The 20,272-nt window shown below is 71.4% G+C and carries 21 protein-coding genes and 1 tRNA gene; 15 read left to right on the top strand and 7 right to left on the bottom strand.

Annotated features, from left to right (window positions below):
- Positions 1–132 precede the first annotated feature (132 nt).
- Positions 133–591, bottom strand: coding sequence for a VOC family protein (locus AC5L34_RS05030; protein WP_494823899.1), 459 nt, complete (start codon positions 589–591; stop codon positions 133–135).
- A gap of 108 nt (positions 592–699) precedes the next feature.
- On the opposite strand from AC5L34_RS05030, the gene AC5L34_RS05025 reads away from it, so the two are divergent.
- From AC5L34_RS05025 to AC5L34_RS05015, 3 genes are all read left to right on the top strand, one after another.
- Entirely contained in the window at positions 700–1,686 is a 987-nt protein-coding gene (locus AC5L34_RS05025; protein WP_494823897.1) for a helix-turn-helix transcriptional regulator, read from the top strand.
- A gap of 290 nt (positions 1,687–1,976) precedes the next feature.
- Positions 1,977–2,231 carry a type II toxin-antitoxin system Phd/YefM family antitoxin gene (locus AC5L34_RS05020; RefSeq protein ID WP_132405220.1) on the top strand — a complete coding sequence of 85 codons (255 nt, stop codon included), beginning with the start codon at positions 1,977–1,979 and terminating at the stop codon, positions 2,229–2,231.
- The gene (locus AC5L34_RS05015) at positions 2,228–2,602 is read left to right on the top strand and encodes a type II toxin-antitoxin system VapC family toxin (RefSeq protein ID WP_441173655.1); all 375 of its coding nucleotides are present in this window, start codon (positions 2,228–2,230) and stop codon (positions 2,600–2,602) included. Before AC5L34_RS05020 ends, AC5L34_RS05015 begins: the two co-directional genes overlap by 4 nt.
- 170 nt (positions 2,603–2,772) lie before the next feature.
- Here the strand turns inward: AC5L34_RS05015 and AC5L34_RS05010 are convergent.
- Positions 2,773–2,844: transfer RNA gene (locus AC5L34_RS05010), tRNA-Lys, on the bottom strand.
- A gap of 549 nt (positions 2,845–3,393) precedes the next feature.
- Between AC5L34_RS05010 and AC5L34_RS05005 the strand changes: the two genes are divergently transcribed.
- The 11 genes from AC5L34_RS05005 (at position 3,394) to AC5L34_RS04955 (ending at position 15,118) form a co-directional block, all read left to right on the top strand.
- Positions 3,394–4,530 (top strand): ROK family transcriptional regulator, encoded by a 1,137-nt coding sequence (locus AC5L34_RS05005; RefSeq protein WP_494823894.1) that lies wholly within the window; start codon positions 3,394–3,396, stop codon positions 4,528–4,530.
- A 74-nt stretch (positions 4,531–4,604) separates the two neighbouring features.
- Positions 4,605–6,125: an ABC transporter substrate-binding protein gene (locus AC5L34_RS05000; RefSeq protein ID WP_441173643.1), complete on the top strand. Its 1,521-nt coding sequence runs from the start codon at positions 4,605–4,607 to the stop codon at positions 6,123–6,125.
- Positions 6,126–6,206: 81 nt separating this feature from the next.
- Positions 6,207–7,148: an ABC transporter permease gene (locus AC5L34_RS04995; RefSeq protein WP_494823892.1), complete on the top strand. Its 942-nt coding sequence runs from the start codon at positions 6,207–6,209 to the stop codon at positions 7,146–7,148.
- Positions 7,145–8,926: a dipeptide/oligopeptide/nickel ABC transporter permease/ATP-binding protein gene (locus tag AC5L34_RS04990; RefSeq protein WP_494823890.1), complete on the top strand. Its 1,782-nt coding sequence runs from the start codon at positions 7,145–7,147 to the stop codon at positions 8,924–8,926. The genes AC5L34_RS04995 and AC5L34_RS04990 overlap by 4 nt, the downstream gene beginning before the upstream one ends.
- Positions 8,923–9,765, top strand: a complete 843-nt coding sequence (locus AC5L34_RS04985) for an ATP-binding cassette domain-containing protein (protein ID WP_357661266.1) — start codon at positions 8,923–8,925, stop codon at positions 9,763–9,765. Before AC5L34_RS04990 ends, AC5L34_RS04985 begins: the two co-directional genes overlap by 4 nt.
- Positions 9,766–9,794: 29 nt before the next feature.
- Positions 9,795–10,682: a sugar phosphate isomerase/epimerase family protein gene (locus AC5L34_RS04980; RefSeq protein WP_494823888.1), complete on the top strand. Its 888-nt coding sequence runs from the start codon at positions 9,795–9,797 to the stop codon at positions 10,680–10,682.
- Positions 10,679–11,740 (top strand): Gfo/Idh/MocA family protein, encoded by a 1,062-nt coding sequence (locus tag AC5L34_RS04975; RefSeq protein WP_494823886.1) that lies wholly within the window; start codon positions 10,679–10,681, stop codon positions 11,738–11,740. Before AC5L34_RS04980 ends, AC5L34_RS04975 begins: the two co-directional genes overlap by 4 nt.
- Positions 11,741–11,768: 28 nt before the next feature.
- The gene (locus AC5L34_RS04970; protein ID WP_494823884.1) at positions 11,769–12,845 is read left to right on the top strand and encodes a Gfo/Idh/MocA family protein; all 1,077 of its coding nucleotides are present in this window, start codon (positions 11,769–11,771) and stop codon (positions 12,843–12,845) included.
- Positions 12,846–13,022: 177 nt separating this feature from the next.
- Positions 13,023–13,514 (top strand): anthrone oxygenase family protein, encoded by a 492-nt coding sequence (locus AC5L34_RS04965; protein WP_441173637.1) that lies wholly within the window; start codon positions 13,023–13,025, stop codon positions 13,512–13,514.
- Positions 13,515–13,633: 119 nt separating this feature from the next.
- Complete coding sequence (locus AC5L34_RS04960) at positions 13,634–13,933, top strand: hypothetical protein (RefSeq protein ID WP_441173636.1); 300 nt, start codon at positions 13,634–13,636, stop codon at positions 13,931–13,933.
- Between the two features lie 102 nt (positions 13,934–14,035).
- On the top strand, positions 14,036–15,118 hold the full coding sequence (locus AC5L34_RS04955) for an NAD-dependent epimerase/dehydratase family protein (protein WP_441173635.1): 1,083 nt from the start codon (positions 14,036–14,038) through the stop codon (positions 15,116–15,118).
- A gap of 118 nt (positions 15,119–15,236) precedes the next feature.
- Here AC5L34_RS04955 and AC5L34_RS04950 read toward each other — a convergent pair whose 3' ends face one another.
- The 5 genes from AC5L34_RS04950 to AC5L34_RS04930 all read right to left on the bottom strand — a co-directional run bounded on the left by AC5L34_RS04950 (position 15,237) and on the right by AC5L34_RS04930 (position 19,146).
- Positions 15,237–16,421, bottom strand: a complete 1,185-nt coding sequence (locus AC5L34_RS04950; protein WP_441173634.1) for a GNAT family N-acetyltransferase — start codon at positions 16,419–16,421, stop codon at positions 15,237–15,239.
- Between the two features lie 82 nt (positions 16,422–16,503).
- Positions 16,504–17,196: a hypothetical protein gene (locus tag AC5L34_RS04945; protein ID WP_441173633.1), complete on the bottom strand. Its 693-nt coding sequence runs from the start codon at positions 17,194–17,196 to the stop codon at positions 16,504–16,506.
- Positions 17,193–18,011, bottom strand: a complete 819-nt coding sequence (locus tag AC5L34_RS04940) for an ATP-binding cassette domain-containing protein (RefSeq protein WP_494823881.1) — start codon at positions 18,009–18,011, stop codon at positions 17,193–17,195. Before AC5L34_RS04940 ends, AC5L34_RS04945 begins: the two co-directional genes overlap by 4 nt.
- The gene (locus AC5L34_RS04935; RefSeq protein ID WP_101413693.1) at positions 18,008–18,346 is read right to left on the bottom strand and encodes a PadR family transcriptional regulator; all 339 of its coding nucleotides are present in this window, start codon (positions 18,344–18,346) and stop codon (positions 18,008–18,010) included. The genes AC5L34_RS04940 and AC5L34_RS04935 overlap by 4 nt, the downstream gene beginning before the upstream one ends.
- Positions 18,347–18,426: 80 nt before the next feature.
- Positions 18,427–19,146: a PP2C family protein-serine/threonine phosphatase gene (locus tag AC5L34_RS04930; protein ID WP_441173631.1), complete on the bottom strand. Its 720-nt coding sequence runs from the start codon at positions 19,144–19,146 to the stop codon at positions 18,427–18,429.
- Positions 19,147–19,209: 63 nt separating this feature from the next.
- Here AC5L34_RS04930 and AC5L34_RS04925 point away from each other — a divergent pair, with 63 nt between their 5' ends.
- The gene (locus AC5L34_RS04925) at positions 19,210–20,247 is read left to right on the top strand and encodes a helix-turn-helix domain-containing protein (protein WP_494823878.1); all 1,038 of its coding nucleotides are present in this window, start codon (positions 19,210–19,212) and stop codon (positions 20,245–20,247) included.
- The last annotated feature ends 25 nt before the right edge of the window (positions 20,248–20,272 follow it).

Raw genomic sequence — 20,272 nt, 5'->3', positions numbered from 1 at the left:
TTCATTGCTGACGGGCAAGGCTGCTCGTGTGATCCGCCTGACGGGCGGACGCTGCGGCAGGGCCGGGCGCGATCGCCGACGTCCGGGGCGGCCTGGAACGGCAGCCCCGGACGGGGATGGGCGCTTCGCGGGTCAGGCGGGGGTGACGTTGACCTGGAGGATCCAGGTGACGCCGAACCGGTCGGTGAGCATCCCGAAGCCGGGGGCGAACTGCGACGGACCGTACTTCTCGATGACCTCAGCGCCGTCGGCGAGCCTGTCCCACAGCGCGCTGACCTCTTCGGTGGTGTCGCCGCCGACGGCTACGAAGAACCGCTCGCCGGTCAGCGTCATGCCGTTCTCGCGCGTGGTGGCGGTCGGCGCGGTCGTGACCGGCGACTGGCCGGGTGCGTCGTACGCCATGATGCTGAAGCCGCTCTCGGCGGTGACCTGGCCGAAGACGACCTTGTCGGCGTCGGGTAGTTCCTTCGGCATCCCGAAGTCGCCGTACGCGACGACCGTCAGGTGCCCGCCGAACACGGACTGGTAGAACTCGAGCGCCCGACGGGCATCGCCACGGAAGTTCAGGTGCGGGGTGGCGGTGATGGCCATGGTGAAGACTCCGTAATCCAGGGGGTGGCCGGTGCTTCCGGCCGGGAGACCAACCCTCACCGCAGTAGGTGCCAGGATGTGACACCTACTGCGGGGAGAATCAGGTTCATGCCGAAGACGTCCGCCCGCCTGCTGACCCTGTTGTCGCTGTTGCAGGCCCGGCGGGACTGGCCCGGCACGCTGCTGGCCGACCGGCTCGGCATCAGCCTGCGCACCGTCCGCCGCGACGTCGACCGGCTGCGCGAACTCGGCTATCCGATCGCCGCGGTCAAGGGCCCGGACGGCGGCTACCGGCTCAGCGCCGGCACCGAGCTGCCGCCGCTGCTGTTCGACGACGAGCAGGCCGTGGCCCTGACCGTCGCCCTACAGATCGTCGCCACCACCTCGGGCGACGGCCTCGCCGAAGCCGCGGCCCGGGCGCTGACCACCATCCGGCAGGTCATGCCCGCCCGGCTCCGAAACCGCATCGAGGCCCTGCGGGTCACCGCCGTCGAACGGCCGACCACCCGACCGACCGCACCGGTCGACGGCGACCTGCTGCTCGCACTCAGCGCCGCCGCCCACGCCCGCGAGATCCTGCGCTTCGACTACGGCGCCACGGACGCGGACACGCCTCCGCGCCGCGTCGAACCCCACCACGTCATCACCTGGGACGGACGCTGGTACCTCATCGCCTGGGACCTCGACCGCGACGACTGGCGTACCTTCCGCGCCGACCGGATCACCCTGCGCACCCCCAACGGGCCACGCTTCACCCCACGCGAACTCCCCGGCGGAGACGTCGCCACCTACCTCATCGGCACGTTCCGTGGAGCGGGCGACGGGGGCGGGTGGCCCTGCCAGGGCACGGTGATCCTCGACCTGCCCGCCACCACGGTCGCCCAGTACACCCGCGAAGGCATCCTCGAAGAGGTCGGCCCCGGCCGCTGCCGCCTCACCCTCGGTTCCTGGTCCTGGCCCAGCCTCGCGGCCACCATCGCCCGGTACGACGCCGACATCGAAGTCGTCGGCCCCGCCGAACTGACCGAGGCCTTCGCACACCTCGCCCGCAGGTTCACCAGAACCGCGGCGCTACCTCGGTCGGAAGGCTCGTGATCGTGAAATTGGCTGCGCGGCACGGTCGTGCGTGCCGTTGAGGTTGCCGGGCTGTCAGCCGCTGAACCGCTGAATCAACGCTACGAGGGCATAGGCCACCCCAACCCACGCAGCCACTTGCCCGGCGCGAAAGTACGCCGTACCGGCGAGGAGGAATCGGATTCTCGCCTGCTCAGCCTCGTCTGGGGTCGGCGATCTGCTATCGATGAGTTTGCCCAGCTCATCCGGTGCGCCGGTGACGATATCTGGTCGAGTTGGCTAAGCTGTTAGCTAAACGAGGAGGTCGAATGATGTCGGCTGAAGCCGTGCACTACAACATGCATGATGCCAAGACCCACCTGTCACGCATCATCGAACGGGTGGAACGTGGCGAAGAGATCATCATCGACCGCGCGGGCACTCCGGTGGCGAAGGTGGTGCCGCTGGTACGGCGGGCCAACCGCACCGCAGTCGGCTCCCTCGCCGGGCAACTGGACCTCTCGGGCGACTGGGATTCCCCTCAGACTAACGCCGAGATCGCCGCTGACTTCGGCATCGGCGCATGACCCTCCTGCTGGACACTCACGTCGCGCTCTGGGCCATCACCGGCGATGCGACCCTCGGCACCGAGTTCCTCGACCAGCTACGTCACGATCCAGACATCTCTCTCTCCCCGGTCAGTCTGTGGGAGATCACCATCAAGCAGAGCGTGGGAAAGCTTGCAGGACCCCCTGACCTCGCCGAGCGGGTAAGGGACATGGGCTTCCGTGAACTCCCGGTAACTCATGCCCACGCCATCGCCGCCGGCCGCCTGCCACCCCATCACCGCGATCCCTTCGACCGCATGCTCGTGGCACAGGCGATCACCGAGAACTTGACCCTGGCCACCCGCGACGCGTCGATAGCGCTGTACGACGTGGACGTCCTCAAGGTGTGACCGGACGAGGTCGTCCCGGCACGCCCGAGTACCCGTCGGAGAAATGCGTCGTCGCTCGCCCATCTGCACCGGGTGGGAGTCGGGCTCGGGCGGTGCGGTTACGGCCGGAACACCGGCATGGCCCGCGACCACCCGGATCCCGAACCCCTCCGTCCGGGCATCCGTTCAGGTGGGCCGCCAGGGACTCGAACCCTGAACCTATGGATTAAAAGTCCACAGCTCTGCCATTGAGCTAGCGGCCCGCGCGCTCAGGTTACCGGAAGGCGGCCGGTTGCGACTCTCGGCTTTCGCGCCGTAGGAGGAACCGGCAGCTCAGGCGAGGAGCGGGCCTCGCCGTCCATGGCGGGGCCTTCGGCGTACGGGAAGAGTCGGGCCGGGCGGCGCGGACGGTGCCGGGAGGTCAACTGCCCTCCCGACCGCGGCCCGCTGAGGGTCTTCTGGATCTTGGCGGGCCTGGGCCGGACGTGGTCCGGTGATCGATCCCGAAGCAGGCTGGTGGGACTCCGGTTGGACCCTATCGGAGAGTCGGCGCCCGCGGTGTCCCTCCTCGTCATCGTGCCGGCTTGTCGGCGCGCTGGTGGGCTCGCCCAGCGCCGTGACCAGCGGCTCTACCAGGGGTGTTGGCTGGCCGAAGCTGCCGCAAAAACCGGGCCATGGGAATGTAACAACTTGGGAACAACGCGAGCCGCGTTCTTGTCGGCGGTTTGTTAGCCGCCTGTACTAACCGTGTGACGTGCATTGATGAGACGGGGACCACGCCGCCGGAGCCGCAGGGCCGCGCGGTGGGGACCGTGCGGCGAGACCGGGTTCCGGCCCGGGTCCGCTCCGGCGAGAAGGTGCTCCCGGAGCAGGCCCGTGTGCACAACCGCGAGTTGCTGCTGCGCATGCTCTACCGGGAGGGGCCGCACAGCCGGGCGGATCTGGCGCGGCGCACCGGGCTGACGAGGGTCTCGGTCTCGGACGTCGTGAGCGACCTCCTCGCGGACGACCTCGTGGTCGAGGTGGGTACGCGGGCGGGGACGCGGCCCGGGAAGCCGGCCATGATGCTCGAGTTCAACGAGCACGCCTACCAGGCGATCGCCGTGGATCTGAGCCACTCGACGCTCTACCGGGGCGCCGTGTTCAACCTCGGCGGCTCAGTGGTGGCTCGTCAGCAGGTCGAGATCGAGGGCAGCGCCGGCGCCGACGCGTTGGCGAAGGTCGTCGGTCTCGTCGGGGCGCTGCGCGAACAGGTGACGGCGCCGCTGCTCGGCATCGGCATCGGCACCCCGGGCATCGTGGACCTCGGTGGCGTCGTCCTCAGCGCACCCAACCTGGGGTGGAAGGACCTCGACCTCCGTTCGGTGCTGACCGGGCACTTCGCCTGCCCCGTGGTGGTGTCGAACGACGCCAACGCCACCGCGCTCGCCGAGCGCAGTTACGGCGAGAGCGCGGCGGACACCCTCCTCGTGCGGGTCGGTGTCGGCGTGGGGGCGGGCCTGCTGCTCGGCGGCACGCCCGTCCTGGGCAGCAGGTTCGCGGCCGGCGAGATCGGCCACGTGGTCGTGGACACCGCCAGCGAGCGGGCCTGTGTCTGTGGAAAGTTCGGTTGCCTCGAGACCTGGCTGTCGACCCGGCGCATCCAGGAAGACCTCTCGGAAGCCCGTACCGATGCGGAGCACACCCGGGTCCTCGCCGCCGCGGGCGAAGCCCTCGGTTCCGTGCTGGCCCCGATCGTGGCCGCCATCAACGTCTCGGAAATCGTCCTCAGCGGGCCGCACCGGGTGCTGGAAGGACCGCTGGCCGCCGCGGCGATGGAAACCATCCGACAGCGCGCCCTGACAGAGGTCCACGGCGACATCGTCCTGCGGCTCTCGGAGCTCGGCGACGACATCGTCCTGCGCGGCGCGACCGCCATGGTCATGAGCCAACAACTCGGGATCGCCTGAACCGCACGATCCGATCCCCGTCACTTGGAGCGACGCCGACCGGCGCTGGCTTTGCAGCAATAGAAGGGAACACGGTGCAACTGACACGCACGCTGACGGCAGCGTTTGCCGTAGTCGCTCTCGCCCTCGCCGGTTGTAGCGGTGGTGGGCAGGCGAATGAAGCAGGCTCGTCCCAGCTCGTACTGGGCAACAACGGCGACGTGCTGACCTGGGACCCCGCCGAGATGAAGGAAGGCGCGGTCATCCACTACGCGGAGGCCGTCTACGACCCGCTGCTCCGCAAGACGCCCGAGTCGAAGATCGAGGGCAACCTGGCCACCGCGTACGAGTACAACGCCGACCTCACCGAGCTCACCCTGAAGCTGCGCGACGGCGTCACCTTCAGTGACGGCGCCGCCTTCGACGCCGACGCGGTGAAGGTCAACCTCGAGGCGCGCAAGAAGGGGGCGGGCAGCGCCTCCGAGGCGGCCCGGGCGATCGAGCGCGTCGAGGTCGTGGACAAGGCCACGGTGCGCCTGCACCTCAGCGAGCCCAGCCCCGGCCTCCTGGCCGCCCTGGCGACGTACCTGGGATACATGGCGAGCCCCACGGCGCTCAGCTCGGGCACCATCGCCTCCAACCCGGTGGGCTCCGGGCCCTACACGTACGACTCCGGCGCTTCCGAGAAGGGCGTCAAGTACACCTTCAAGGCGCGCGACGGCTACTGGAACCGCGAGGCGTTCCCCTTCGAGAACGTCGTGATCCGCCCGTACGAGGAGTTCACCGCCCGGTACAACGCGCTCGCCACCGGCCAGATCCAGTTCATGTACGGCACCTCCGACATGGTGCCGAAGGCCAAGACCGACGGGCTCACCGTCAAGACGGTGCCCGGCGAGTGGCAGGGGATCATCCTCCAGGACCGTGCCGGCAAGGCGTCGGCGGCACTCGGCGACGTGCGGGTGCGGCAGGCGATCAACCACGCGCTCGACCGCAAGGCCATCCTCGACACCCACTACGGCGGCTTCGGTCAGGTCTCCACCCAGACCTTCAACCCGTCCAGCGAGGCGTGGGTCCCGGAGTTGAACGCCCGATACCCGTACGACCCGGCGAAGGCGCGCGAGTTGCTGGCCGCGGCGGGCTACGGCAGCGGCTTCAAGATCAAGATTTCGTACAGCGAGGGCTTCATGTCCCCGCTGGTGCCGATCGTCACCCAGTACCTGGGCGACGTGGGCATCACGGTCGAGCAGGTGCCGGTCAACGGCTTCGCCAACGGCGGCCTGGAGACCCTGAAGGGCCAGCCGGCGTTCATGCTCTCGTTCTCCACGAACATCCCGGCGTGGACGGACGTGCTGAACAAGCTCACGCCGACCTCGCTGTGGAACAACTTCAAGTACACCGACGAGACCGTCACCCGGCTGCTCAAGGAGATCCCGGCCGCGCAGGGTGACAAGCAGGCCGCCCTCTACAAGGAGCTGAACACCCACCTCGTCGAGCAGGCCTGGTTCGCGCCGATCGTCACGCAGGAGAACGTCTACCTGTTCAAGTCGGACATCGACGTGACCATGCAGCAGGCGCAGCTCATGCCGAGCCTCCGCTTCTTCGCCCCGGCGAAGTAACCGCCGATCAACCCCGGATGGGTCGGACGACGGGCCGGCCCATCCGGTGGATCACTACAGCTCATCTAGGAGGTAGCAGGCATGCTGGGCTTCATCGGTCGGCGGTTGGCCACGGGCCTGCTGCTGGCGTTCTCGGTCGTGACGGGGATGTTCTTCTTCCTCATGCTCACCGGCTCCGATCCGGCCCGGGGCGCGTTGGGCCTCTACGCCACCGAGGAACAGGTCGCGGTCAAGCGGGAGCAACTTGGCCTCGACCGGCCGCTCGTCGAGCAGTATCTGAGCTGGCTGAGCGGGGTCGTACGCGGTGACCTGGGGGTTTCGTCCGCGCAGAACGCCGAGGTGAGCGAGCTCATCGTGACGCGGCTGCCGGTCACCGTCTCCCTCGCGTTGGGTGCCGTCCTGGTGGCCGCGGTGCTGGGTGTCGTGCTCGGGCTGCTCGCGGCGACCCGACCCGGAACGTTCGACCGCGTACTCCAGGTGTTCATGGTGCTCGGCTTCAGCCTTCCGAACTTCTGGGTCGCGATCATCCTGGCCCTGGTCTTCGCCGTGCAACTGGGCTGGTTCCCCGCCACGGGCTACGTCCACCTGGGCGACTCACCCGGCGGTTGGCTCTGGTCCATCACCCTGCCGATCGTCGCGCTGTCGATCGGTTCGATCGCCGCGATCGCCCAGCAGCTGCGGAACTCCGTGATCACCGTCAACAGCCAGGACTACGTCCGTACGCTGCGCAGCCGGGGTCTCTCGCAGCGCGACATCCTGCTCACCCACGTCCTGCGCAACGCGGCTCCGCCGGCGCTGACGATGCTCTCCCTCCAGTTCATCGCGGCGATGAGCGGCGCCGCCATCATCGAGCGGGTGTTCGGCCTCCAGGGCATCGGCGCCGTCGCCATCAACGCCTCGGGCAACAGTGACATCCCCGTCATCATGGGCGTCCTGCTCTTCACCGTGCTCGTCGTCGTGCTCGTCAATCTCGCGGTCGACATCCTCTACGCCGCACTGAACCCGAAGGTACGGAACGCATGAGCGCCGACGTGACGGCCCGCGCGGGCCTGACAGCCAGGAGATTCCGCTCCTTCCTGCGTAACCCCATGGGCGTGGTGGCGGGCGGTGTCCTGCTGGCCATCGTCGCGGCGAGCATCCTCGCGCCGCTGCTCGCCCCGCAGGACCCGAACCTGGTCGTGCTCTCGGAGGCGCTCCGACCGCCGAGCGGCGACCACCCGCTCGGCACGGACGGAAACGGGCGGGACATCCTCAGCCGCCTCCTGTGGGGCGGCCGGGTGAGCCTCCAGGCGGGCGCGATCATGGTCGCCGTCGCTCTCCTGTGCGGCATTCCCGCAGGTCTCCTCGCCGGCTACCACGCGAAGCGGTTCGACGGGGTGTCGAGCTGGATCTTCAACATGCTGATGTCCCTGCCGGAGATCCTCATCATCATCGTGGTCATCGCCTCCCTCGGCAGCGGCCTCGCCCCGACGATGATCACCCTTGGCGTGCTGGCGTCGCCGGACATCTTCCGGCTGACCCGGAGCGCCGTGATCGCGGTGCGCGAGGAGCTCTACCTCGACGCCGCCCGCGTCGCGGGGCTGTCCGACCTGCGCATCATCTTCCGTCACGTGCTCTCCGTGGTGCTGGGGCCGGTCCTCGTACGGTCCTCGTTCATCTTCGGCATGGCGATCATCGTCCAGTCCGGCCTGGAGTTCCTCGGCTTCGGCGACCCGCAGCGCCCCAGCTGGGGTGGCGAACTCAGCAACGCCTTCCAGAACTTCCAACGCGCGCCCGAGCTGGTCATCGCACCCGGCGTCGCCATCGGCCTCACGGTCATGGCACTTGTGCTCTTCGGCACGGCCCTGGCGGATTCGCTGGGGGTCAGCCGCAAACCCAAGGCCAAGCAGGCGGCGCGGTCCGCCCGCCGGGACGACAAGACGGTCACCCAGGGCGAAACCGACCGTACGCCCGCGACCGCCCTCCCCGCGGACACCCTGCTCCGCGTCGAGGACCTGTCGGTGCGGTACGTGACCGAGGACGGAGCCACCAAGGACGTGGTACGGGGCGTGTCGCTGCACGTCGCGCGAGGAGAGGTGCTCGGCCTGGTCGGGGAGTCCGGCTCCGGGAAGTCCCAGACGTCCTTCGCGATCCTCGGACTCCTGCCACCCGACGCCTCCGTGTCCGCCCGACACCTCTCCCTCGACGGGCAATCCCTGATCGGGCTGCGCGAGGGCGAGTTGCAGAAGCTGCGCGGGCCGAAGATGGCCTACGTACCGCAGGAGCCGATGTCCAACCTGGACCCGTCCTTCACCATCGGTGCCCAGCTGACGAAGCCGATGCGGCGCAAGCTCAACCTGTCCAGGAAGGCCGCGACCGAGCGGGCCCTGCACCTGCTCGAACGCGTCGGCATTCCCGACCCCGCCCGCACGCTCGCCGCCTACCCCCATCAGCTCAGCGGCGGAATGGCACAGCGGGTGCTCATCGCGGGCGCCGTCTCCTGCGATCCCGAGCTGCTCATCGCGGACGAGCCGACCACCGCCCTCGACGTCACGGTCCAGGCGGAGGTCCTCGAACTCCTCCGTGACCTGCAACGGGAGCGCAACATGGGCCTCATCCTGGTCACCCACAACCTTGGTGTGGTCGCCGACCTCTGCGACCGGGTCGCGGTGATGCGGGACGGCCTCGTCGTCGAGCAGCAACCGGTCGCCGAACTCTTCGCCGACCCACAGCACGAGTACACCCGCATGCTCTTGGACGCGACCCTGGAGGACGCCCCTCCCCGGCGGTCGCGCGACGACCTTCAGGAGGCGCAGTCATGAGCACCCGCGACGATTCCGGCGCCCCACTGCTCGACGTCCGCGACGTCAACGTCGTCTATCGCGGGTCCCGGTGGCGCAGTCCGTCCTTCCACGCGCTGCACGACGTCTCGATGCAGATCCGGGCGGGAGAGACGGTCGGCCTGGTCGGCGAGTCCGGCTCGGGAAAGACGACCCTGGGCCGTGCGCTCCTGGGGCTCGCCCCGATCAGCGCCGGCACGGTCACGTTCGACGGCGCCGACATCACCCGGGCGAACCGACGCGCCCGCCGGGCCCTGAGCCGGGACATCCAGGTCGTCTTCCAGGACCCGTACTCGTCGCTCAACCCGGCGATGTCCGTGGAGAGCATCCTCGCCGAGCCGCTCAGGGCGCAGGGGGTGCCCGGGGCCGAAGCCTCCGCGCGGATCGGTCAGCTGCTGGGCCAGATCGGCCTGGAAGCCGACGCCGGACGACGGTACCCGCGCGAGTTCTCCGGCGGGCAACGGCAGCGCATCGCCATCGCCCGCGCCCTCGCGCTGAAGCCCCGACTCATCGTCTGCGACGAGCCGGTGAGCGCCCTCGACCTCTCCACCCAGGCACGCATCCTCGACCTGCTCATCGACATCCAGGAGCAGACCGGCGTCGCGTACCTCTTCATCTCCCACGACCTGTCGGTGGTGCGCTACATCTGCCACCGGGTCGCGGTCATGCTCAAGGGCCGCATCGTGGAGACCGGTGACGGTGACACCGTCACGTCACGACCGCGCCATGCGTACACGAACCGGCTGCTCATGGCGTCGCCCATCCCTGACCCGGCACGCCAGGCGGAACGACGCCGCCAGTACGCCGCGCTCTCGTCCTGACCCCTCCAACCCGACCGAAGGAAGTACCCGTGCAGTTCGGCTTCAGCTCCTACTCCTTCTACCAGCACCTGCGCACCGGCCGGATGAGCCTCCTCGAGGTCATCGACTGGATCGGCGCCAGCGACGCCACCCACATGGAGATCGCGACGGTGTCGCTCTCCCCGGAGATCTCCAACGACACCTCCACCCTCGACCAGGACCCCGGATTCGTCCAGGAGATCAAGACCCGCGCGGCCGACCAGGGCGTCACCCTGTCCAACCTCGTCGTCCCGGCCGACCTCCTCGGCGAGGACGCGGCGAAGAACATGGCGCGGGTCAAGCGGCACATCGAGGTGGCGGCCGCGCTGGACATCACCCTCTTCCGCCACGACGTCGCCAAGTGGGCCCACCGGGCCAAGGACGTCGCCGAGTTCGAGGCGCTGCTGCCCCGCATGGTGGAGGCGTGCAAGGAGATCGCCCAGTACGCCGCCCCGTACGGCATCACCACCAGCGTGGAGAACCACGGGCTGCTGATGAACGGCGGTGAGCGCGTACGCCGGCTCATCCACCTCGTCGACGAGCCGAACTTCAAGACGACCCTCGACGTCGGCAACTTCATGTCGGTGGACGACAACCCGGTGGTGTCGGTCGCCGAGAACGCCCCGTACGCCAGCATCGTGCACCTGAAGGACTTCTACGTCCGCTCGCAGTACCCCGGCGACGGCTGGCACCACACCCCGGGCGGCACCTACCTGCTCGGCTCCATCGTCGGCTACGGCGACCTCGACATGCGCAGGATCGTGCGGGGCATCGTCGACGCCGGCTACGACGGCTTCGTGTCCATCGAGTTCGAGGGCATCGAGGAGTGCCTGATGGCCAACCCGATCGGTCTCGCCAACGCGAAGCGGCTCTTCGCCGAGGCGGAGGCGGCCAAGTGAGCCGGCTCGGCGTGGGCGTGATCGGCGTCGGGAGCATCGCGGAGATGCACCTGGGCGCGTACGCCGCCAACCCGGACGTCCACCTCGTCGGGGTGTTCGACGTCAACCACGAGCGGAGCGCGCAGAAGGCCGAGACCTTCGGCGTGACCCGCGTGCACCCGACGCTCGACAGCCTGCTCGCCGACTCCGAGATCGACGCGGTGAGCATCTGCACGTGGAACGACAGCCACGCGGAGATCGCCACGGCGGCGCTCGACGCCGGCAAGCACGTCCTGGTGGAGAAGCCGTTGAGTCGTACGGCCGGCGAGGCCGAGGCGCTCGTCGAGGCCGTCGAGCGCAGCGGCAGGCACCTGGAGGTCGGCTTCGTCCGGCGCTTCGGCGCGAACGCCAAGGTCCTCAAGTCGTTCGTCGACAGCGGGCTGCTGGGCGACGTCTACCACGCCCGCGCGACGAACATCCGACGGCTCGGCAACCCCGGTGGCTGGTTCGCGGACCACAAGCGGTCCGGCGGGGGGCCGCTCATCGACATCGGCGTGCACGTCCTGGACCTCTGCTGGTACTTCATGGGCACCCCCAGGGCCGTCACGGTCAGCGCGGTCACCCACGCTCGGCTGGGCAACCGGGCGAACGTCACGTCGTTGTCGCGGTACAAGGTCGCGGACTACGACCCGGCCCAGAGCGACGTCGAGGACTTCGCCGCGGCCTTCATCCGGTTCGACAACGGGGCGTCCCTGACGCTGGAGACCAGCTACTCCCTGCACGCGATCGAGGACCGCCTCGAAGTGGCGGTATTCGGTGAGCGCGGTGGCGCGGAACTCGAACCGGAGCTTCGGATCGCCACCGAGATGCACGACACCATCCTCAACGTGGGACCGCAGATCGACCACCTCAGCTTCGACTTCGCCGAGGGGTTCGCCAACGAGATCGCGCACTTCGTCTCGCTGTGCCTGGGAGAGGCCGAGCAGGTGGCCCCCGTCTCCCACGGCACGGAGATCATGCGCATGCTCGACGGGATCTACGAGTCGGCGCGGGCCGGCCACGAGATCAGGCTGTCCTGACATGGTCCCCATCGGAGGAACCGTGCGGGTGGGGGTCGTGGGGTGCGGAAACGTCAGTTCCCGCTATCTGGCCAACCTCGCCGGGGAACCGGCGGTCACCGTCGTCGCCTGCGCCGACGCCGACCCGGCGCGCGCACGGGCGCTCGGCGCCGCCCACGCGGTGCCGGAGGTGCACCCGGTCGACGACCTGTTGGCCCATCCGGAGATCGACCTGGTCCTCAACCTGACCCCACCCAGGGCGCACGCCGAGTTGACCCTGCGCGCCCTGGAGCACGGCAAGCACGTCTACACGGAGAAACCCCTCGCGACCACCATGGCCGACGGTCACCGCATCGTCGAGGCCGCCCGGGCGCGGTCGTTGCAGGTCGGCACCGCTCCGGACACCTTCCTGGGAGTCGGGGCGCAGACCTGCGCGGCGCTGCTCGCCGAAGGCGCGATCGGCACCCCGACCTCGGTGAACGCCGCCATGATGAACGCCGGGCCGGAACGGTTCCACCCCGAGCCGGAGTTCCTCTACCAGGAGGGCGCCGGACCCCTGTTCGACATCGGTCCGTACTACCTCACGGTCCTGACCGAACTCATGGGTTCCATCGTCCGGGTGGGGGCGCTGGGCGCGACTGCGCGTACCGAGCGCGTCGTGTTGGCCGGACCCCGCGCGGGGTCGACCTTCAGCGTGCAGACACCCACCCACGTCAACAGCGTCCTGGAGTTCGCCAGCGGGGCCATGGGCATGCTGGTGACCAGCTTCGACGTCGTGGCGACGCGTACGCCGCACCTCGAGATCCACGGCACCGAGGGCACGATCGTCGCGGCGCAGGCCAACTCGTGGGGCGGCCCCGTGCTGCTCAGGGGAGCGGGCAGCACCGACTTCGTCGAGGTGCTCCCCGGCCCACGCGACTCCGACGGATTCATGGGGATGGGCCTGGTCGAGATGGCCAGGGCCATCCTGACGGGGCGGCCCGCGCTGGCCGCGGCGACACGGGGGCTCCACGTCCTGGAGGTGCTCACGGCCATCGCCGCCGCCGCCCGGGACGGCGGGGGTTTCACGACGATCAGTTCGCGGCTGGACACCCCCGACCGACGTGACGTGGGTGTCGTCGGGTGAGGGCCGGCCGAGCGCGGGCAACCGCCGCCGGATACGCCCGCCCGTCGTGGGCGGGCGTCTCCGGGCGTACGGGACGAGGCAGGCCCGGGGCGTCGCGCAGATGTTGAGCGGCTCTGCCATGGGCGGGCGGGACAGCGTCCGGTTGACTGGTGGGACGACGACGGGGGAGGACCACCGATGACCGAGACGATCCGCATCGCAGCCCTGGCCGGGGCGACGCTGACCACCGGGCTGGTGGCGGGGCTGTTCTTCGCGTTCACCTGCGCGGTCATGCCGGGGCTGGCCGCCACCGACGACCGGACGCTGGTCGGCACCATGCAGTCGATCAACCGGAAGATCCTCAACGGCTGGTTCCTGAGCGCCTTCCTCGGCGCGCTGCCGCTGCTCGCCGCAGCCGTCGCCACGCATTTCACCCGGGGCGGGCCGGTCCTGCTCTGGACCGTCGCCGCGCTGGCCTGCTATCTGGTCACCTTCGGCGTCACCATCCGCCTCAACGTGCCGCTCAACGACCGGCTGGAGGCCGCCGGCCCGGTGGACCGGATCGCCGACCTGGGCGAGGTGCGGGCCTGGTTCGAGGCGGCCTGGGTGCGCGGGAACCTCGTCCGCACGATCTCCTCGGTGGCCGCGTTCGGCTGCCTGATCGCCGCACTGCTGGCCGAACGGGGCTGAGCTACGCCGCGCCGAGCCGGCCCGCCGCCACGGCAGCCCGCGGGCCGCGGAGCACCCGGCCGACGGCGCGGCCGAGGGGCGGCAGGCATGGGCGGTCGACGGCGGGGAACCGTGTCCGCATGAGGATGAGCAGCACTCCGGCCGTGGCGGCGTCGAGCGAGGAGACGGGCCCGGACGGCGTACGGGGGCCGGCCGGCGAGGTGCACGCCTGGCTGCCGGGGCAGAACCAGACCGTGTGCGGGCTTCCCCTGAGCCGGACCCGGCTGCGCCGCTTCCCGCACGTGCGGTTCGAGTACACCTCGACGGACGTGCTCACCGAGACGGACCCGGTCGGCCGGATCTGCCCGCGCTGCCTCGCCGCCTCGCAGGGTCGCCGGGGCGGGCAGAAGAACTGGGTCCGCCACTCGCCCCGCCCCTGACGGGCGCCACTCGCCCGGCCCCTGGAAGCGGGCCGATCGCCCTACTCCTGACAGTGGTCGTGATCGGCGATTGACTCGGGGCTGACCGGGTACGGGGCGGACATGCGGATCGTGGTGGTGGGGGCGACCGGCAACGCGGGCACCGCCCTGTTGCGCCGGCTGCGGCGGGAACGCGGAGTGGATCTCGCCGGGGTGGCCCGCCGGCTGCCCGGGCCGGAGTGCGGTGAGCCGTACGACCAGGTGGAGTGGCACTCCTGCGACGTCGGCCTGCCCGGCGCCGCCGACCAGCTCGCCGAGGTCTTCGCCGGGGCCGACGCGGTGGTGCACCTGGCCTGGCAGATTCAGCCCAGCCACGACCAGCGCGTACTGCACCGCACCAACGTGGGCGGCAGCGCGGCCGTGATCGACGCCGTGGTCCGCGCCGGCGTGCCGGCCCTGGTGTACGCGTCGTCCGTCGGCGTCTACGCGTCCGGCCCGAAGGACCACCCGGTCTCCGAGCGCTGGCCGGCGACCGGGGTGCCCGGCTCGTCGTACAGCCGGGACAAGGCCGAGGTGGAGGCGCTGCTCGACCGGGCGGAGCGGGAGCACCCGGACCTGCGGGTGGTGCGGCTGCGGCCCGGCCTGAACTTCCAGCGGGCGGCGGCCACCGAGATCACCCGCTACTTCCTCGGCCCGTTCGCGCCCGTCCGGCTGCTGCGCTTCGGCCGGATCCCGCTGGTGCCGACGAACCGGCGGCTGCGGATGCAGGCGGTGCACACCGACGACGTCGCCGACGCGTACGCCCGCGCGGTCCTGGGTGACGCGCGCGGCGCGTTCAACGTCGCCGCGGACCCGGTGCTGACGCCGGAGCTGGTGGCCCGGCACTTCCACGGTTGGACGGTGCCCGTCGCCGCCCCGGTGCTGCGCGCCGCCGCCGCGCTGACCTGGCGGGCGCGGCTGCAACCGATCGACGCCGGTTGGGTTGAGCTGGCGCTGCACGCGCCGCTGATGTCGAGCGAGCGCGCCGAGACGGAGCTGGGCTGGCACCCGCACCACGACGCGCTCAGCGCACTGAAGGAACTCTTCGCCGGCATGGCCGACGGCGCGCACGCCGCCGGCCCGCCGATGTCGGCGGCCGGCGACCTCCCTGGCCGCCCCACCGCCCTGCTGCGTGGCCGCCCCGCCGGCCACGGCAACCCCTACTGACACGCCCCCGCCGGCCCGCGTCACCATTCGGGTCGATCAAGAGGGTTGCGCCTCGAATCGACGCCCCGGAGGACGCAAACCTCTTGATCGACAAGGCGGAGGGCGGGAGGGAACGGGGTCAGAAGTCGGCGAAGACGTACGGGTGCTCGCGGGGGAAGAGGCGGCGCAACTCGGCGGCCGCCTCCGGCGACACGTCGCCCAGCCCGCGCAGACCCACCTCGACCGGGTCCAGCACCCCGTACGCCAGGGCGGAGATGCCGGCGGCGGTCAGCGTGCTGGTCGGCGGCGAGCCGGCCGTGGCGGCGGAGCCGGTGACCAGCTCCAGCGTGCCGGTGGTGCCGTCCAGCAGGTACGACCCGGCCAGCCACCGGTCGCCGGTCAGCTCCACCCGCACCCGGCCCGGCCCGACGGGCAGCCCGGCCAGCGCGTCGACCGACAGCAGCCGGGCCATCGGCGCGGAGGAACCCGGCCGGGCCACCTGCGCCTCGACGTGCACGGCCAGGTCGGTCAGCCACAGCTCCGGCACCTCGTCGACGGGCACCTGGACCGTGACCCGCTCCACCTGGTCGACGTGCCGGCCGAAGAACTGCAACAGCAGCGCCCGGGCGACCGGGTCGGCGGCGAGCAGGTCACCGGCGGCGAGCGTGCCGCCGTGGTCGTCGATGCGGTAGATCACGGCACCGGTGACCGTGCCGCCCGTGCGGGCCGTCAACAGCCAGTGCTCGTCGCGGTCGCGCAACCCCACGTCGCGGTAGCTGGGGAAGATCGCGAAGCCGTGCCGCTCGTTCAGGCACCGCTCGGTGAACCGGCGCCAGTCCTGGTAGCCCTCGCCGATGCGCTGCCAGCCGACCTCGCCGGGCAGGTCGGCGCCGAGCAGCTCGCCCAGGTCGGCCGGCGAGAACGTGACCGTACGCGGCTTCGGCAGCCCCACGTAGCCGAACCGGGCGTAGAACGACGGCCGGAACGGGTAGAGCGCGCTGAGCTGGTGCCCCTCGTCGCGCATCTCGTCGAGGAGCCGGTGCAGCAGGGTGCGTACGTGCCCGCGCCGGCGGGCCAGCGGATGGGTGGCGACCCCGGCGACGCCGGCCATCGGCAGCACCTCGCCGCGCACGTTCTGCCGCATCGGGATCGCCGAGGCGGCGGCCAGCGTGACGCCGCCCTCCTCGACGACCAGCGTCCGGTTGCCCTCGTTGTAGGGCAGGTAGCCGCGGAACTCCTCCGCCCGGGCCGCGCTGCGCGGCGACGCCTCGAAGGCGTACGCGCCGAGCGCGAAGCTGGTGGACAGTCTTTCTTCGGCGTTCACCCGGCGGACGGTCATCCGCCCATCCCATCCCGACCCGGCGGTCGCCGCAACCGCAATCGCCGGTGACCGGACCGGCGGACGGTCAGCCGATCGGCAGGTGTCGAAGGTGCCGGCGGCGGCGCAGCCGGACGCTGAACACGGCCGCCACGGTGCCGATCAGCAGCGCGGTGACGGCCAGCCCGTGCAGCGACCCTCGCGCCAGGTAGCCGGAGTCGGTGTGGTCCACGGCCCAGGTGGCGATCTCCCGGCTGGACCAGAACGGGGTCAGCTTCGCGCCGGTGCCGGCCGGGTCGATCAGCATCTGCACCGCCACCACGGTGAGCAGCAGCAGCGTCCCCTCCAGCTCGCGGGGGAGCAGCGCGCCGATCAGCATCCCGAAGGGCGCGGCCACCCCCACGCAGCAGAGCATCGCCACCGCCACCCCGCCGTGCCGCAGCTCGGGCGCGTCGACGACGGTGAGCACGAAGAACGGCACGGACAGGATGAGCCCGGTCGCCCACAGGCCGAGCATCCGGCCGAGGTAGAGGTCGTGCGGGCGGTAGCCGGCCAGCCGCAGCCGGGGCTCCAGCTCGCGGGCCGCGCCGGTGGCGAAGAGGGCGGCGGTGCTGACGGCCCAGCTGATGCCGAGCAGCAGCGAGCGTACGGACTGCCCGACGTGCGAGTCCCGCCGGATCAGCCAGAACGCCAGCGGCATCAACAGCAGCAGCAGGAGCACGCCCCGACGGCGCAGCAGCTCCCGCAGGGTCATCTCGGCGACGGTGACGAGCCGGTTCACGCACGCCCTCCCTGGGTGGCCGGGGTCAGGTCGAGCACCAGGTCGACCCGGTCGAGTTGGTTGAGCAGGTGGGTCACCACGACGATCGCCCGTCCCTCGTCGCGCAGCCGGGCGAGCTGGTCCCAGAAGTTGACGTACGTGCCCCGGTCGAAGCCCTGGTAGGGCTCGTCGAGCAGCAGCATGTCCGGCTCGCTGAGGGTGGACATGGTCAGGTTCAGCTTCTGCCGGGTGCCGCCGGAGAGGTTGCGGGCGAGGACGTCGCCGTCGGCCTCCCAGCCGAGGTGGCGGGCCGCCGCCCGACCGGCACGGCGGGCCGGCCCCCGGGCCACGCCCCGGCCGGCGCCGATCAGCACGAAGTGCTCGTCGGGCAGCAGGAAGTCGGCGGTGCCGCCCTGCTGGGGGCAGTAGCCGACCCGGCCGGAGACGGTCACGTCCCCGGCGTCGGGGGAGACCAGCCCGGCGCAGACGCGCAGGAAGGTGCTCTTGCCGCAGCCGTTCGCCCCGATCACGGCGGCGATCTGACCGGCCCGGACGGTCAGGGACGCGTCGCGCAGGACGGTGTGTCGCCCGTACCGCTTGGTGATGCCCCGCGCGTGCAGCCGGACCGGTCCGGGGCGCGCAGCGGGCGAGGTGCCGATGGTCTCGACGATCGCGGCGGCGTAGTCCTGCGGCCGGCCGAAGACGGCCCACGGGTCGCCCCCGCCGTCGCGCAGGTGCGCGGCGGCCTCGGCGACCACGTGCCGGGCGGCGTCCGCCCGGACCCGGCGCCGGTCCAACTCGGCCGCGAACGCCCGCAGCCACTCGTCGGCGTTCATCCGTCGACCCCCTTCGTGACGAGGCCGGTCACCGGGGCGACGAACGCGAGCCAGGCGCTGCCGCCCTGGCGCAGGGTCGCCCGCCCGCTGTCGGTGAGCCGGTAGTACTTGCGGGCCGGACCGGACGCGCCCTCCCGCCAGTCGGCGGTGACCAGACCGGTGCGTTGCAGGCGCAGCAGCACCGGATAGAGCGTGCCGCCCTGGATCGGCCCGATGCCGGCGGCCTCCAGCGCCTGGGCGAGCTGGTAGCCGTAGGACTCGCCCTCGCGCAGCAGGGCCAGGACGCAGAGGTCGAGCACCCCGCGCAGCCACTGCCCGCGCCGGTCGGAATCCACGCGAGGAACATAGCGGCACTACCTAGCTGGCACAACTACCTAGCTGCCGGCGGCTGACCGCGACGGGAGCCGGGACGCGCTCAGACGGCGACGACGTCCGAGACCACGACGGTCACGTTGTCCGGCGCGCCGGCCTGGTGGGCGAGCTTGACGAGCTGCTCGCCGCACTGGTGCCGGTCGCCGTACGTGCTCAGCGCGGCGGCGATCGTGCCGTCCTCGACGTAGTCGGAGAGCCCGTCGCTGCACAGCAGCAGCCGGTCGCCGGCCACCACCGTGAGCACCCCGATCGCCGGGGGCGTGTCCGAGCCCTGCACCGCCCGGGTCACCAGGGACCGCTGCGGGTGGTGCCGCGCCTGCTCGGGCGAGAGCGCCCCCTGGTCGACCAGCGCCTGGACGAAGGTGTCGTCCCGGGTGAGCTGGGTCAGCTCCCCGTCGCGCAGCAGGTAGCAGCGCGAGTCGCCCACCTGGGCCAGCACCAGCGCGTCCCCGGCGAGCAGGGCGGCGGTCAGCGTCGTACCCATGCCGTCGCGCGCCGGGTCGACCGTGATGGCGGCGTGGATGCGCCGGTTCGCGGTGCTCACCACGGCCCGCAGGGCTCCGGCCGCCTCGTCGGGGGTGGTGGGCGGGCTCAGCTCGTCCAGGATGCGGATGACGATCTCGCTCGCCACCTCGCCCGCGGGCAGGCCGCCCATGCCGTCCGCGACCGCGACGAGGCGGTCACCGGCGAGGGCGGAGTCCTCGTTGTTGGTGCGGACCAGGCCGATGTCGTTGATGATGGCCGAGCGGAGGATCAGCGTCATGGGGTCAAGCTTGCCAAGAACACCCTCCCGCCGTCTCTACGCACTACTGCGTAGGGTTGGGGAATGATGCCGGTGTCCATGGTCGGGCGCGCCGGTGAGCTGGTCGAGCTCGACCGGGCGTGGTCCACCGTGGTCGATTCCCGGCGCTCCGCGCCGGCCGTCGCGGTGCTCACCGGCGAGGCCGGGGTGGGCAAGTCCCTGCTGGTCGCGGCCGCCCTGGACGCGTTCGCCCCCCGACCGGCGGTGGTGCTCTCCGGCGCCGCCCGCGTGCACAGCCCCGCCCCGTACGACTGGCTGGCCGCCGTCCTCACGGGCCGCGACACGAGCCGGCTCGACCTGCCGCCCGACGCGCTGGCCTGGCTCGCCCAGCAGCCCACCGCGCCGCGCGAGCGCTACGCGCCGGGCACCCTGCTCCGGCTCGCGGTGCGGGTCGTCCGGCTGCTCGTCGGCGCCGGCCCCGCCGTACTGGTGGTGGAGGACCTGCACGCCCTCGACCCGGCCAGCCTGAACCTCGTGGGCGAGCTGGCGACCGCCGCCGACCTGCCGGCGCTGCTGGTGGTGGCGAGCCGGCCCGCCGAGGACGCCGTCGCGCCGGACCTCGCGGTCCGCGCCCTGGCCCGGCTCTGCGGCGTCCGGGGCGCCGTCCGCCAACACCTCGGACCGCTGCTGCCGGCCGAGGTCGCCGAGGTGCTGACCCAGGTGTACGCGGACCCGCGCCCGTCCGGCCGGCTGGTACGCGCCGTCTGGCAGCGCACCGGCGGCAATCCGTACGCGCTCACCGAGCTGCTCGCCGCGCACGCCGGCCGGGGACCCGAGGCCCTGCTCCGGCCGCCGCCCGCCCCGCGAGCGCCGAGGGTGGCGCCGCAGCGACCCGCCGACCCGGTCGACGCCGAGCTGACCGGGCGGGAGATCGAGGTGCTGGGCTGCCTGGTCGCCGGGATGTCCAACAAGCAGGTGGCGCGGGCCCTCGGCATCTCGGTGCGGACCGTCACCGTGCACGTGTCCAACCTGCTGCGCAAGACCGGGTCCGCGTCGCGTACCGAGGCGGCGATCTGGGCCGTGCAGCGGCGGCTGCCGGTGCCGACGCCGGTCGACGGCTGAGCGTACGCCCGACCGGGCCGGCGCG

The organism is Micromonospora sp. ZG13 (assembly GCF_059359355.1).
The sequence above is the reverse complement of the archived record's forward strand: the minus strand, read 5'-3'. Positions and strand labels throughout refer to the sequence as shown.